Origin of the sequence: Bradyrhizobium manausense (assembly GCF_001440035.1) — a bacterium.
Lineage (GTDB): Bacteria > Pseudomonadota > Alphaproteobacteria > Rhizobiales > Xanthobacteraceae > Bradyrhizobium > Bradyrhizobium manausense.
Map to the genome: position 1 here is coordinate 306710 of NZ_LJYG01000112.1, position 13081 is coordinate 319790.

Here is a 13081-nt window from a genome sequence, read left to right on the forward strand (position 1 = left end):
ACGTCGCGAGGAGCCGCATCGCTTTCGCCGAATTCGGGTGTGGGGTATAATAACGGCGGTGCCGGGCCTGATGAACGCCCGGGAGCAATCCCCGTGGAGGCGCGGGTTGGACGAAGTCAGGTTTGAACGAGCCAGATCGGGCACTCGCCCGCATGCGATCAGAATGGCGCGGCAGCGACTGGTGCTCTGCCGTCTCATGATCGAGATCATGCGGAGCCTCCACGGGACTTACGCGCCCAAGAACGAGCCGTTTGGGACCAGATTGGAGACCTTCTTCATAGGTCTTTGCGTTGCTCTCGGACAGTTCGAGCAGAAACCCTTCTCGGTCACCAAGATAGCCGCCTTTATGCATGTCCCCCGCACGACCGTCATCAGAAGGCTTGAGCAGCTGCAAAGCTGGGGCCTGGTTCAACGGCAGGGCAAGAAGTACTACATGGATGAGCTGGCGCTTAACTCTCTCCTTGGGTTGAAAAGCTATCGGCGGATCCGAGGACTTATCGAGAAGGCACGAGCGGAGTTGACCGTTTTGGACACTTTGCCGGATTGACTTGAGGTGAGCCCGAGTCGATGACTTGTGGGTCCGGCACAGCGAGTGGCTGGCTCGAATTCTCCTTCACTTGATTCTTTGGACGTCGTCGCAGATCGGCGGCAGAACGGAGCCGGCCGATGCTGTTCGCGCATGCGTTCGACAGACCCAACCTGCTCGCCTGGATCCGTCGCCATCGCAATAGCCCGCTGCGGGTCTATGGCCTGGCGCTCGGCTTGATCACCGCTGCCACACTCTTGCGTCTGGGCCTGCATCACCAGCTCTCGACCGCATCGCCGTTTACGGCCTACGGCGTACCGGTGCTCTGTGTCTCTCTGCTCGGTGGTTTTTGGCCCGGTATCGTGACGCTGGCTGCATCCCTTGTTACTGGGTCGATCCTCTTCCTTCCGCCGGCTTTCAGTTTCGCACTCGCGGAGGGAGCAACGTGGCCGCTCCTGATGTTTGGCACATTCGGAATGATTCACGTCGTCCTGGTTTCCGGAATGATGGCCAGCATCCTGCATCATGACGAGCATCAGCGCTTTCTGTTCGGCGAATTGCGACATCGTTCGCGCAATCTGTTCGCCGTCGTGCAAGGGATGGCTTCTCGAACGCTGATGGAAAGCGCATCGGTCGGAGCTGCGAGGCAAGCCCTCGAAACGCGATTGAGATCGTTGGCGCGCACTCACGGGATGCTGGCCGACAGTGGCTGGACCGGAGCGCCACTCGACCAGATCGTATCGGAAGAACTCATGAGCTTCGCAAACCAGTTCGATTGCGCTGGATGCGACCTCATTCTGGATACGCCGGCTGCTCAAAGCTTCGCGCTTATAATCCACGAACTGGCGACGAACGCCGTCAAGCATGGGGCGCTATCACAACCGGCGGGCCGGGTCGCGATCAAAGGCTCGATCCTGCAGGACGAGAAGGGAGAGCTGTTCCGATTTGTCTGGACTGAGAGCGGAGGACCGGCCGTCTCGGCGCCAAGGCGCAAAGGTTTCGGTAGTTCCATCCTCGATACGATGGCAAATCGATTCGCCTGCCGTGTCGAAGCCGCGTTTCGTCCCGAAGGGCTGGTCTACGGACTGCAGGTGCCGCTTCACTCGGTGCTGGCACGGGTGCAATCTAGTCACGGGCGCAAATTCTGGAAGACGATAGAAAGGTTCTGGCCCGGGTCGCAGCCCATCGGTTCGGCGACGGATCCCGCATTTGCAACGACGCAGCGGCGTCTGGATATCTCAGCTCAAAAGCGTTGAGCCGCCTGCCGCAACACGGATCATACGGCATTAGCTGAAAGGTACAGCCCATGGCTTCGGTGTTTTTGGTGGAGGATGAAGTGCTCATCCGGATGCTGGTCGCGGACATGGTGACGGAGCTTGGCCACGCGGTTGCAGCCGAAGCTGGGGACTTATCCTCGGCGCTGGATCACGCGAACAGTGCTGTCTTCGATATGGCGGTCCTGGACGTGTGGCTAGGTCGGGACAGCATCGAGCCTGTGGCGAACGCTCTCGCAAATCGCAACATCCCATTCGCATTCGCCAGCGGCGTCGGAGCGGAGGGAGTGCCAGAGCAATTCCGAGAGCGCCCACGGCTCCAAAAGCCCTTCGCGATGGCGCAGCTTGAACGCTGTTTCGTTCAATTGTTGGCCCAAGCACCAACAAATGCGGTTACGCCGCGCGCATGTCTTCCAGGAACTTCCCGACCTCGAGCTTGAGCCGGCCGGAGTCTGCGGCGAGCAACTGGGCGGTGGCCAACACATGCGAGGAGGCCGAGCCGGTCTCGCTCGCGCCGTGCCGGACGTCGGTGACGTTTGCGGAGACCTGCTGGGTGCCGTTCGCCGCCTGCTGCACGTTGCGGGCGATTTCCTGCGTGGCCGCGCCTTGCTCTTCGACGGCGGCAGCGATGGCCGAGGAGATTTCCGACAGCTTCTCGATCGTGCCGCTGATCTCCCTGATCGCGCCGACCGATTCCTGTGTCGCGGACTGGACGCTGGTAATCTGTTGACGGATTTCCTCGGTTGCTTTCGCCGTCTGCTGCGCCAGCGCTTTCACCTCGGAGGCGACCACGGCAAAGCCGCGGCCGCTATCGCCGGCGCGCGCCGCCTCGATGGTGGCGTTCAGCGCCAGCAGATTGGTTTGGCTGGCGATCGAGTCGATCAGTTCCACGACGTCACCGATCCGACCCGCGGCCTGCGACAATTCGCTGACGCGTTCATTGGTGCGGCTAGCCTGGTCAACCGCGTCTCCGGCGATGCGTGCGGAGTCCTGGACCTGGCGGCTGATCTCGTGGACCGAGGAGGTCAGTTCCTCGGTGGCGGAGGCTACCGACTGCACGTTGGCGGAGGCTTCATTTGAGGCGTCTGCGACCGCCATCGACAGCACCTTCGACCGATCGGCCGTGGTGTTCAGTGTACCGGCGGAAGCCTCGAGTTCGGTCGCCGCGGACGAAACCGTGTTCACGATCTCGCCGACCATGGCCTCGAAATTGCGCGTGATGGTCTCGACGCGGCGGCTGCGCGCGATCTGCGCTTCGGCGTCACGCGCGACTGCCTCGTCCGCGAGTTTTTTCGCGATCAGCGCATCCTTGAAGATCTGGAGCGCGTTCGCCATGGTACCGATCTCGTCGCCGCGATGTCCGTCCGGAATTGCGACATCGAGATCGCGGTCGGCAAGCCGCAGCGTCGCGCCCGTCAGTCGAGTCAGCGGGCGGATGACCTGGCGCATCACCGCGACGACGACTGCGAGCGAGGTGGCGAACACGACGAAGAGAGCCGCAAGCGCCCAGACGAGCCGGGTCTGCGCCTGCGCGATCGCTGCGTCATTGGCCCTGTGGGCAAAGCTCAAGGCGGCGTCGCGCAGACCCAGCACGCTGTTCAGGACGGTCCCCCAGTCGGCCTCGCCGACCGGGGAAGGACGCCCCTCGCGCGCGGCCGCGGCGACGTCGCGAAACCGTGGCTCGCCTTCATCCATCAGTGTCGTGCGCACCGGCTTGATGGCGTTCACGAGCTCAGGCGCATCTCCGGCGTTGTGCACACCTTGCTCGATCTGCTTCCAGATCAGCGCGACCTGGCCGCTCAGCTCGGTCGCTTCGACGATCTGTGCCGCGGACATGGGCTGCTTACGGACCAGAAGGCCGAGGAGCGCCGCACGGGAGCCGTTGATCGCGCGCATGGCTTGCGCTCTTTGTGCGAGCTCCGCCGACGGCAGCAGATTTTCGATGTCGCTTCCGACGCGCGACAGGCTGATCAAGGCTTCGCTTGTCGCCGCCGTGAGCGCATCGACCGCGCGGGCCAGACCGTCGACGATGGCCGACTGGCTGTTGGCGGGGCGCTGCGCCTTGGGCTGCATCGCCGCCTGACGCGCGACATTGCGCGTATTCTGCAAGGCTGTTTCGGCGGCTTCGATCGATCCCGCCGGCAGCTCAGCCGCGCGAATGGCCTGCTTTGCGGCACCGATCGCTTCGTCCGTGGCGGCGAGTGCCTTGTCCAGAGCGGACAGGTTCTCGGGCGTGGTAGCATCGGTCAAACCCATGACCGCGAACCAGGCGGAGCGTTCGGCCGGGATCCGGCTGTTGGCCTTCATCACCAGCTCGAATGCGGACAGCGCGCGCGCCGCGGCTTCGCTCTTGCGGAGATCGCCCCATCCGTTCCAGGCGATTGCTGCCGCAAAAGCCACCGCGAGAAGGCTCGTGATCAGATTGCCGGCCAGCAACCGCCATCGCAGGCTGATGCCCTTATGTCGACTGACGGATGAGTCCGGTGGAGAGGAAGGATCTGACATCGTAGCACCAGGGCAAAATCGCGCGATTTGGCTGTGGAAGGGACCGATGGGCCACTCCCCCGGGGCACGGTACTTCGCAATCGCAACCAAACCCTTACGCTTGGAACCCGGGCGTTTACGGATGCCGATCATCGACCTGAGGCAAAGACTGACGTCCGCGACGATCCTGAACGGGCGATCCCAATGCCCAACGCCTGCTCATCGCGAGGCCGCCCCCTACCGACGGCGGAGTAGCCTAGTCCCGCTCCGACTGCGCCTCGACGGCCTGCACCGCTACGCTCGCCACCTGACGCAGCGCGTCGCGGTCGGAGCCCGACGATGCCATCACGCCCATGCCGACCGAGACGGCCGACACATAGCGCGCGAGCGCGGCGGGATCGGATGCCGGCTTCAGGTCGCCCTCCGCCTTGGCGCGGATGAAACGCTCGCGGAGCTGGTCTTCGTTCTGGGCTCTGCGCGCGGCAAGCTCGAAGGGGACGTTCTCGGAGCCAGTGCCGCAGGCGATGCCGCCTTGCACGAGCAGGCAGCCGGGCGGATTGGCGGGATCGGTCTGCTTCTCGGCGATGCCCATCAGCATCCGCTCGGCGACCTCGCGGGCAGTCGGTGCGGACACCACCTCGTCCATCCAGGCGCCGCGCAATTTGGTGTAGCGGTCGAGCGCGGCCTTGAGCAGGCCTTCCTTGTTGCCGAAACAGGCATACAGGCTCGGCGGGTTGATCCCCATGGCCTCCGTGAGCTGGGCAATCGTGGCGCCTTCATAGCCGTGGCGCCAAAATACTTCCATCGCCCGGTCCAACGCGACGTCAGCGTCGAATTCGCGGGGGCGTCCCATGCCCATGTCACTGATCTCCTCGGATTCGGCGCCGTCCCTCGATCTTAACGCCAGCTCCTATCTAATTGTTCTATCTTTCTTTTCTTTTCCGCCTTCCCATTCTTGCGGTAAGCGGCTACAATTTTCTTAGCGAACGGTACATAAGTATCTTGCGCTGCGATATCCAGCTCCACATCTGTAGTGAACACTACATATCTGGAGCGCGCAAATGCCCCCCACCCCAAAAGTCTCTCGTCCCGGCCGCATCCGCCGTCTTCTCGGTGGCGCCGCTGTTGTGGGCGCCCTCGCCGTGGCCGGCTCGATCGCGACCGGCCACTACTTCCGTTCGGCCCAGGCCACCGCAACGGCGGCCGCGGCCGAACAGGCCGTGCCGGTGACGGTCGCTCTGATCGAGCCGAAGCAGACCGTGCTGTGGGACGATTTCTCCGGCCGGCTCGAGGCGATCCAGCGCGTCGAGCTGCGGCCGCGCGTTGCCGGTGCGATCCTGTCGACCAATTTCACCGAAGGCGCGCTGGTGAAGGCCGGCGACGTTCTCTTCAAGATTGATCCGGCGCCTTATGCCGCCGAGGTCGACAAGGCTGCCGCACAGCTCGAAGCCGCGAAGGCGCGCGTCGTCTTCACCCAGAGCGAGCTCGAACGCGGCGCGCAGCTGGTCGGCAACGCCGTGGTGACGCGGCGCGACTACGACCAGCGCGACAACGCCAATCGCGAGGCCATCGCCAACGTCAAGGCGGCCGAGGCGACGCTGCAGACCGCAAAGCTCAATCTCGACTACACCGAGGTGCGCGCGCCTGTTGACGGCCGCGTCGGCAAGATCGAGGTCACCGTCGGCAATCTCGTCGCGGCCGGCACCGCCTCTCCCATCCTGACCTCGCTGGTCTCGGTCAATCCGATCTACGCCTCGTTCGATGCGGATGAAGAGGTCGTGCTGCGGGCGCTGAATTCGATCGCGGATGGCAGCGGCAAGCGCGGCAATCTCGACCAGATCCCGGTGGAGATGACGACGTCAGGCGGCCTTTCGGCCAAGGGCCACATCCAGCTCATCGACAACCAGGTCAACGGCCAGAGCGGCACCATCCGCGTCCGCGCGGTCTTCCAGAACGACGACGGGCGTCTGATCCCCGGCCAGTTCGCCCGCGTGCGGATGGGCCAGCCGATGCAGCAGACCCTGGTGATGATCGACGAACGCGCGATCGGCACCGACCAGGACAAGAAGTTCGTGATGGCTGTAGGCGATGACAGCCGCGCAGTGTATCGGCCGATCACGCTCGGCGGCGCGGTCGACGGCCTGCGCATCGTCACCGCGGGGCTCAAGACCGGCGATCGCATCGTCGTCAACGGTCTGCAACGCGTGCGTCCGGGCGCCCTCCTCAAGACGGAAGTGGCGGCGATGGGTGCGCGCGGGCAGCAAGCTTCCAACCACAGCAACCAGAACGTGGTGCAACGCTAGTCTTGCCGACATTCCGGGGCGCGCGCAGCGCGAACTATGGTGCGCAATTGCGCACCTGAGAATCTAGAAGTTACTGAACTCCGATCACATCACCTCTGGATTCCGGGTTCGCGGGCTTCGCCCGCGCCCCGGAATGACGGGGAGAGCTGTCGGAGAACCGCAGGATATTGCCCAGGGGCGAAGCCATGAATCTCTCAAAGTTCTTCATCGATCGTCCGATCTTCGCCGGCGTGCTGTCGGTGCTGATCTTCCTCGCCGGGCTGATCTCGCTGTTCGCGATGCCGATCTCGGAATACCCTGACGTGGTGCCGCCCTCCGTCCTGGTGCGGGCGACCTATCCCGGCGCCAATCCCAAGGTGATCGCGGAAACGGTGGCGACGCCGATCGAGGAGCAGATCAACGGCGTCGAAGGCATGCTCTACATGTCGAGCCAGGCCACCACTGACGGCGCGATGACGCTGACGGTGACGTTCCGCCTCGGCACCGACCCCGACAAGGCGACGCAGCTGGTTCAGAACCGGGTGCAGCAGGCCGAGCCGCGCCTGCCGGCCGTGGTGCGCCAGCTCGGAATCATCACCAAGAAGTCGTCGCCCGACCTCACCATGGTCGTGCATCTGTTGTCGCCGAACAACCGCTACGACATGACCTATTTGCGCAACTACGCGGTGCTGAACGTCAAGGACCGCCTGGCGCGGATCGACGGCGTCGGCGACGTCCAGCTCTATGGCGCCGGCGACTATTCGATGCGGGTCTGGGTCGATCCGCAGAAGGCGGCCGAGCACGGCCTGACCGCCAGCGACATCGTCAAGGCGATCCAGGCGCAGAACGTCGAGGCCGCCGCCGGCGTGGTCGGCTCATCGCCGAACGTCAGGGGTATCGACCTGCAGCTCTCCGTCAATGCGGAGGGGCGGCTCGCCAACGAAGAGCAGTTCGGCGACATCGTGGTCAAGACAGGCACGCGCGGCGAAGTCGTGCGCCTGCGTGACGTCGCGCGCATCGAGCTGGGAGCCTCCGAATACGGCCTGCGCTCGCTGCTCGACAACAAGCAGGCGGTGGCGATCCCGATCTTCCAGGCGCCCGGCTCCAACGCGCTGCAGATTTCCGATCACGTCCGTGCCACCATGGCGGAGATCAAGAAGAACATGCCGGAGGGCGTGTCCTACCAGATCGTCTACGATCCCACCCAGTTCGTGCGCTCCTCGATCGAGGCCGTGATCCATACGCTGCTGGAGGCGATCGCGCTGGTGGTGCTGGTCGTGATCCTGTTCCTGCAGACTTGGCGCGCCTCGATCATCCCGCTGCTGGCCGTGCCGGTGTCGATCGTCGGCACCTTCGCGGTGATGCACGTGTTCGGCTTCTCCATCAACGCGCTCAGCCTGTTCGGCCTCGTGCTCGCGATCGGCATCGTCGTCGACGACGCCATCGTCGTGGTCGAGAATGTCGAGCGCAACATCGAGGCCGGACTATCGCCGCGCGATGCGACCTATCAGGCGATGCGCGAGGTCTCGGGGCCGATCATCGCGATCGCGATGGTGCTGATCGCGGTGTTCGTGCCGCTCGCCTTCATCTCCGGCCTGACGGGACAGTTCTACAAGCAGTTCGCGCTGACGATCGCGATCTCGACCGTGATCTCGGCGATCAACTCGCTGACCTTGTCGCCGGCGCTGTCGGCGCTGTTGCTCAAGGGCCACGACGAGCCGAAGGATCGGCTGACGATCATTCTCGAAAAGGGTTTTGGCTGGTTCTTCCGCCGCTTCAACCGGGCCTTCACCTACTCCTCGAACAGCTATAGCGGCACGGTGACCAAGGTGATCTCGGGCAAGGCCGCGGTGATGGGTCTCTACGTCGTCCTCGTCGGCGTCACCGCTTTCCTGTTCCAGCAGGTGCCTGGTGGCTTCGTGCCGGGCCAGGACAAGCAATATCTGGTCGGCTTCTCGCGCCTGCCCGATGGCGCCACGCTCGACCGCACCGAAGAGGTGATCCGCAAGATGAGCGACATCGCGCTGACCCAGCCCGGCGTCGAGAGCTCGGTTGCCTTCCCGGGCCTGTCGATCTCCGGCTTCACCAACTCCTCCAACGCCGGCATCGTGTTCTCGACGCTGAAACCGTTCGACGAGCGCAAGGATCCCTCGCTGAGCGGCCCTGCGCTCGCCGCCGAGCTGAACAAGAAATATGCCGGCATCCAGGAAGCCTTCATCGCCATATTCCCGCCGCCGCCGGTCAACGGCCTCGGCACCATCGGCGGCTTCAAGCTGCAGATCGAAGATCGTGCTGGTTTGGGCTATGACGCGCTGAACGAGGCGACCAAGGCGTTCATGGCGGCGATGCAGAAGGCGCCGGAGATCGCCGGCGTGTTCTCGAGCTTCCAGGTCAACGTGCCCCAGCTGTTCGCCGATATCGACCGCACCAAGGCGCTGCAACTGGGCGTGCCCGTGACCGAGGTGTTCAACACGCTGCAGATTTACCTCGGCTCCTACTACGTCAACGACTTCAACAAGTTTGGCCGCACCTATTCAGTCCGGGTCCAGGCCGACGCGCCGTTCCGTGCCCGTGCCGACGATATCAGGCAGTTGAAGGTGCGCTCGTCCTCCGGCGACATGGTACCGCTGTCGGCTCTGCTGACGATCCGCCAGAGCGCGGGTCCGGAGCGCGCGATCCGCTATAACGGCTTCCTGTCGTCCGACATCAACGCCGCCGCTGCGCCCGGTTACTCCTCAGGCCAGGCGCAGGAAGCGGCGACGCGCATCGCGGCGGAGGTGCTGCCACCCGGCTTTGCCTTCGAATGGACCGACCTGACCTATCAGGAGTTCATCGCCGGCAATTCCGGGCTCTGGGTGTTCCCGCTGGCGATCCTGCTGGTGTTCCTGGTGCTGGCCGCGCTTTATGAGAGCCTCACTTTGCCGCTCTCGATCATCATGATCGTGCCGATGGGCCTGTTGGCTGCGATGTTCGGCGTCTGGCTCTCCAAAGGTGACAACAACGTCTTCACCCAGATCGGCCTCATCGTGCTGGTGGGACTCTCCGCCAAGAACGCGATCCTGATCGTCGAATTCGCCCGCGAGCTTGAATTCGCCGGCCGCACGCCGATCCGGGCCGCGATCGAAGCGAGCCGGCTGCGCCTGCGTCCGATCCTGATGACGTCGATGGCGTTCATCATGGGCGTGCTGCCGCTGGTGCTCTCGACCGGCGCCGGTTCCGAGATGCGGCGCGCGATGGGCGTTGCCGTGTTCTCCGGCATGATCGGCGTCACCGTGTTCGGCCTGTTCCTGACGCCGGTGTTCTATGTGCAGCTGCGGACCGTCACCGGCATGAAGCCGCTGGTACATCACGGCAGCGACATCAGCGCGGCACCGGTGCAGGGCTCGGTACAGGGCTCGGTCGCCAATCCCGGGCACTAAAGCCTGATGGGACCGGACAACCAGATCGCGCCTCGATCTATTTCCGGTTCTCCTCGCAAAACTTCAGCGCGGCGAGCGCCTCGCCGGCGCGCGGGATCTGCATCTCGATGCTGTCGTCGTCATCGTCCTCGAAGTCCAGCGTCAGACGCTTGGCTTTCGACAGGCGGTCCATGATGGACTGATCGTACTCGAAGATGCCGCGCACGGTGGTCTTGTCCATGACCTCCCATTTCGCCTTCGCCATGATGTCGGCGTCGTCGGTGCCGACGTCGGCACGCAGGATCTCGCCGACCTTGTCCCACTCCCAGCCATCATAGATCATCACGATCACGATGGCCTTGTCCGAATAGGTGATGACGATGACGTAGTCGCGGTTCTCGTCGTCCTTGTCCTTGTAGCCGCGGCTCGCGTTGCAATGGGTGTCCTGGGTTCGCTTCTCGATGGTCCAGTCGCCGACCTTGGATTGTTGCGCGACCGCGGGCCCCGCGATCAAGGCCGCGGCGAACAGTCCAGCGGCAAGGCAGAATCTTGTCATGTCAGCCCTCCAGCGTTTCCCCGCACCAAGCTGACCACCTCTGCCGGAAGGCCGCAAGGGCCGGCTCGACGCGGCCGCCGGCGAAGGCGGGCCGGCTACGTTCGCCTTGGCACGATCGCGATCGGGGTGAAGGTGTAAACCTCCTCGCCGTTCTGATTGAACATCGTCCACTTCACCATGGCGATGCCCTGCGGCTTCGACTTCGACGGCGTCAGGCTCATGACCTCGCCGACCAGATGCAGCCGGTCGTTGGGCCGCACTGGGATGGTCCAGCGCAAGCCGTCGACGCCGGCGCCGATCAGCGGGTGCGGGCCGAAGGGCCGGGTCTGGATCGCCAGATTCATGGCGATCGCCGCGGTGTGCCAACCCGAGGCAGCCAGGCCCTTGAACAGGGTGTCCTTGGCGGCTTCGTGATCGAGATGCATCGGCTGCGGGTCGAACTCGGCGGCGAACCGCTTGATGTCGGCTTCGCTGACCACGACCTCTGGGGATCTGAAGCGCATCCCGACGGTGAGATCGTCGAACCAGGCGACCTGAGCCATGATCTTGCCTCGAAATGTGACATGCCGCGCGCGCAATGCACACGACCAAAAGGTGGATCGTTCAGGGGATGTAGCGGTTCGGCCGCCCGCAGGATAGGTCCCGGTTCCCCGCGAAACCCCTTTCCTATCTCGACGAAACACGCCTGAAACAGACAGCCGCTTATCTAGTTGTCAAAATCATACAGGGACGTGCGCCATGCAATTCTTCCTCGACCTGATCAGCGAATATGCCTGCTGCCAGCACCTCGTCGCGCAGCCGCTTGGGGAGGACGACATATGATCGAGTTCATCTCCGTTGTCCTCGCCCTGTGCAGCATCGCCGTCTTCGCAGCGCACGCGGTGGACGCCTATCGCACCACCCACTTCTAGCCAACAGTGGCGGCGCAGTTAGAACGGCCGCCGGTAGAAGTGCTCTGAATGCGTCGCCGGCGGAAACCGGTTGGCGAGCGCCAGCGCCCCCTTTTCGTCCGTCTCGAGCGCGATCTTCTGCGCCAGCATGACGTCGCCGGGCACCAGGAAGCCTGACGGGACGAAGCACCACCCCATCGTTGCATTGCCTGACGCATCGACCTCGTGGACGTTGGCGGCCGTGCCGTAGTGGATGCGATAGCGCTTGCCGCTATCGCAGCCGATGACGTCGAAATGCCGGTATTGCTCGAACTGAGCGCGCTGCTCGTCGGAGAGCCATTCAGCCAATAACCGCCTCCCCCGCGCCTCGGGCGTGTTCTCGCCGAAGAAGCGCCGGTAGAGCTCGCGGAGCGCGTGCAACCGCGCCCGCGCGGGCGCGCGGAGTCTGAAGACCGCGATCATGGACCGTTCAGATCAACCGCCGACCAGGCGGGGATAGAACAGCGTTTCGTGCGCGGTCGGGTCGAACGATTTGATACGCGTAACTTCGCCGGGGCCGGTCCGATACGCGGCGGTAAAGCCCGCACCGGTCAATTCCCGAAAGCGTTGTTCGGCCTGCGCCAACGCTTCGGCATTTTCGGGATCAAACTCGTGGCGTGTATCGCCAGTCTGATCCATCACGATCTGGGTAGCCATGTTGAGTCTCCTCATGCCCAGCCCTGAACTTGATCAAAGCAAACCTCATGCCGTCAGTTCCTGAAAACAACAACTTTCTCTCTGAGACGTCCAGTCACGCCTTGCGGAGCAACTCAACGCACCGACGCCGTCCCGCCACCCCCGTCGATCTGCCGGCCCATCAGCGCAATGGCCTTTTGGTAGACGCCGGCCGCATTCCAGGCCTGGATGGCGGCGAAATTCGGCTCGCCCGGCTGGTAACCGGCTCCCGCACGCCAGCCATTGGCCTTGAGGAAGTTCGCCGTCGAGCTCAGCGCGTTGGCGGCGACGTCGAGATTGCCGGTGCCATAGGCCAGGATGTTCTTGGGCATGAACTGGGTCTGGCCGACCTCGCCATGCATGGAGCCGCGGGTCGCCCCTGATAGCACACCGCGGTCGACCAGCTTCAGCGCCGCATAGAGCTGCTCGGTGAAGAATTCGGGGCGACGGCAGTCATAGGCCAGCGTTGCGATCGACGACAGCATGTTCTGGTTGCCGCGCTGGCTGCCGAAGCCGGTTTCCATGCCCCAGATCGCGATCAGCGGTCCCGGCGGCACGCCGTAACGCTGCTCGATCGAGGCGAACATCGCCGCCTGGGATTGCTTCAGAGACCGGCCGCGCGCCACGATGGTGGTGGCGCCGCGCTTGGCCAGGAACTGGTCGAGGGACAGCGAAAAACTGTGCTGGCTACGGTCGGCATTGATGGTGGCGCTGGCGTAATTGGTCTGCATCAGCGCCGCGATCGCGGTCTGGCCGATGCCCTTGCCCTGCGCTTCCGCGCTGAACTCGCGCTTCCAGGCCTCGAAACCGCCGGGCCCGTTGCCGCATTGCGCAGCCATGGCCGAGGGAGCCAAAAACAACACCAGGGACAACAGCAGCGCGGCCGCGCCGATCAACGCCGTCGCAACGGTCCTGCCCTCAGTCATTCCTGCGCTTCCTTCTTTCAGATTTGCGCGA

Annotated in this window: 12 protein-coding genes; 5 read left to right on the plus strand and 7 right to left on the minus strand. The window is 63.9% G+C overall.

Features of this window, described 5'->3' with window-relative positions:
• Positions 1-106 precede the first annotated feature (106 nt).
• A complete protein-coding gene (locus AOQ71_RS38005) occupies positions 107-547 on the plus strand; it encodes a helix-turn-helix domain-containing protein (RefSeq protein WP_157083797.1) in 441 nt (146 codons plus the stop codon).
• Positions 548-666: 119 nt separating this feature from the next.
• Positions 667-1782: an HWE histidine kinase domain-containing protein gene (locus AOQ71_RS38010; RefSeq protein ID WP_057758264.1), complete on the plus strand. Its 1116-nt coding sequence runs from the start codon at positions 667-669 to the stop codon at positions 1780-1782.
• A 411-nt stretch (positions 1783-2193) separates the two neighbouring features.
• Here AOQ71_RS38010 and AOQ71_RS38015 read toward each other — a convergent pair whose 3' ends face one another.
• A complete protein-coding gene (locus tag AOQ71_RS38015) occupies positions 2194-3696 on the minus strand; it encodes a methyl-accepting chemotaxis protein (RefSeq protein ID WP_245317362.1) in 1503 nt (500 codons plus the stop codon).
• Positions 3697-3742: 46 nt separating this feature from the next.
• Between AOQ71_RS38015 and AOQ71_RS49280 the strand changes: the two genes are divergently transcribed.
• Positions 3743-3883: a hypothetical protein gene (locus tag AOQ71_RS49280; protein WP_245317363.1), complete on the plus strand. Its 141-nt coding sequence runs from the start codon at positions 3743-3745 to the stop codon at positions 3881-3883.
• Between the two features lie 657 nt (positions 3884-4540).
• On the opposite strand, the gene AOQ71_RS38020 is transcribed toward AOQ71_RS49280, so the two are convergent.
• A complete protein-coding gene (locus AOQ71_RS38020) occupies positions 4541-5143 on the minus strand; it encodes a TetR/AcrR family transcriptional regulator (protein WP_057758268.1) in 603 nt (200 codons plus the stop codon).
• Between the two features lie 202 nt (positions 5144-5345).
• Here AOQ71_RS38020 and AOQ71_RS38025 point away from each other — a divergent pair, with 202 nt between their 5' ends.
• Together AOQ71_RS38025 and AOQ71_RS38030 are read left to right on the plus strand one after the other, a co-directional pair.
• On the plus strand, positions 5346-6587 hold the full coding sequence (locus AOQ71_RS38025) for an efflux RND transporter periplasmic adaptor subunit (protein ID WP_057758270.1): 1242 nt from the start codon (positions 5346-5348) through the stop codon (positions 6585-6587).
• Positions 6588-6772: 185 nt separating this feature from the next.
• Complete coding sequence (locus tag AOQ71_RS38030; protein ID WP_057758272.1) at positions 6773-9985, plus strand: efflux RND transporter permease subunit; 3213 nt, start codon at positions 6773-6775, stop codon at positions 9983-9985.
• Positions 9986-10022: 37 nt separating this feature from the next.
• On the opposite strand, the gene AOQ71_RS38035 is transcribed toward AOQ71_RS38030, so the two are convergent.
• The 5 genes from AOQ71_RS38035 to AOQ71_RS38055 all read right to left on the minus strand — a co-directional run bounded on the left by AOQ71_RS38035 (position 10023) and on the right by AOQ71_RS38055 (position 13050).
• Positions 10023-10520: a hypothetical protein gene (locus AOQ71_RS38035; RefSeq protein WP_057758274.1), complete on the minus strand. Its 498-nt coding sequence runs from the start codon at positions 10518-10520 to the stop codon at positions 10023-10025.
• Positions 10521-10615: 95 nt separating this feature from the next.
• The gene (locus AOQ71_RS38040; protein WP_057758276.1) at positions 10616-11062 is read right to left on the minus strand and encodes a MaoC family dehydratase; all 447 of its coding nucleotides are present in this window, start codon (positions 11060-11062) and stop codon (positions 10616-10618) included.
• A 387-nt stretch (positions 11063-11449) separates the two neighbouring features.
• Positions 11450-11872, minus strand: a complete 423-nt coding sequence (locus tag AOQ71_RS38045) for a hypothetical protein (protein WP_057758277.1) — start codon at positions 11870-11872, stop codon at positions 11450-11452.
• Positions 11873-11884: 12 nt separating this feature from the next.
• Positions 11885-12106 carry a hypothetical protein gene (locus AOQ71_RS38050; protein WP_057758280.1) on the minus strand — a complete coding sequence of 74 codons (222 nt, stop codon included), beginning with the start codon at positions 12104-12106 and terminating at the stop codon, positions 11885-11887.
• A gap of 113 nt (positions 12107-12219) precedes the next feature.
• Complete coding sequence (locus AOQ71_RS38055) at positions 12220-13050, minus strand: lytic murein transglycosylase (RefSeq protein WP_057758282.1); 831 nt, start codon at positions 13048-13050, stop codon at positions 12220-12222.
• Between the last annotated feature and the right edge of the window lie 31 nt (positions 13051-13081).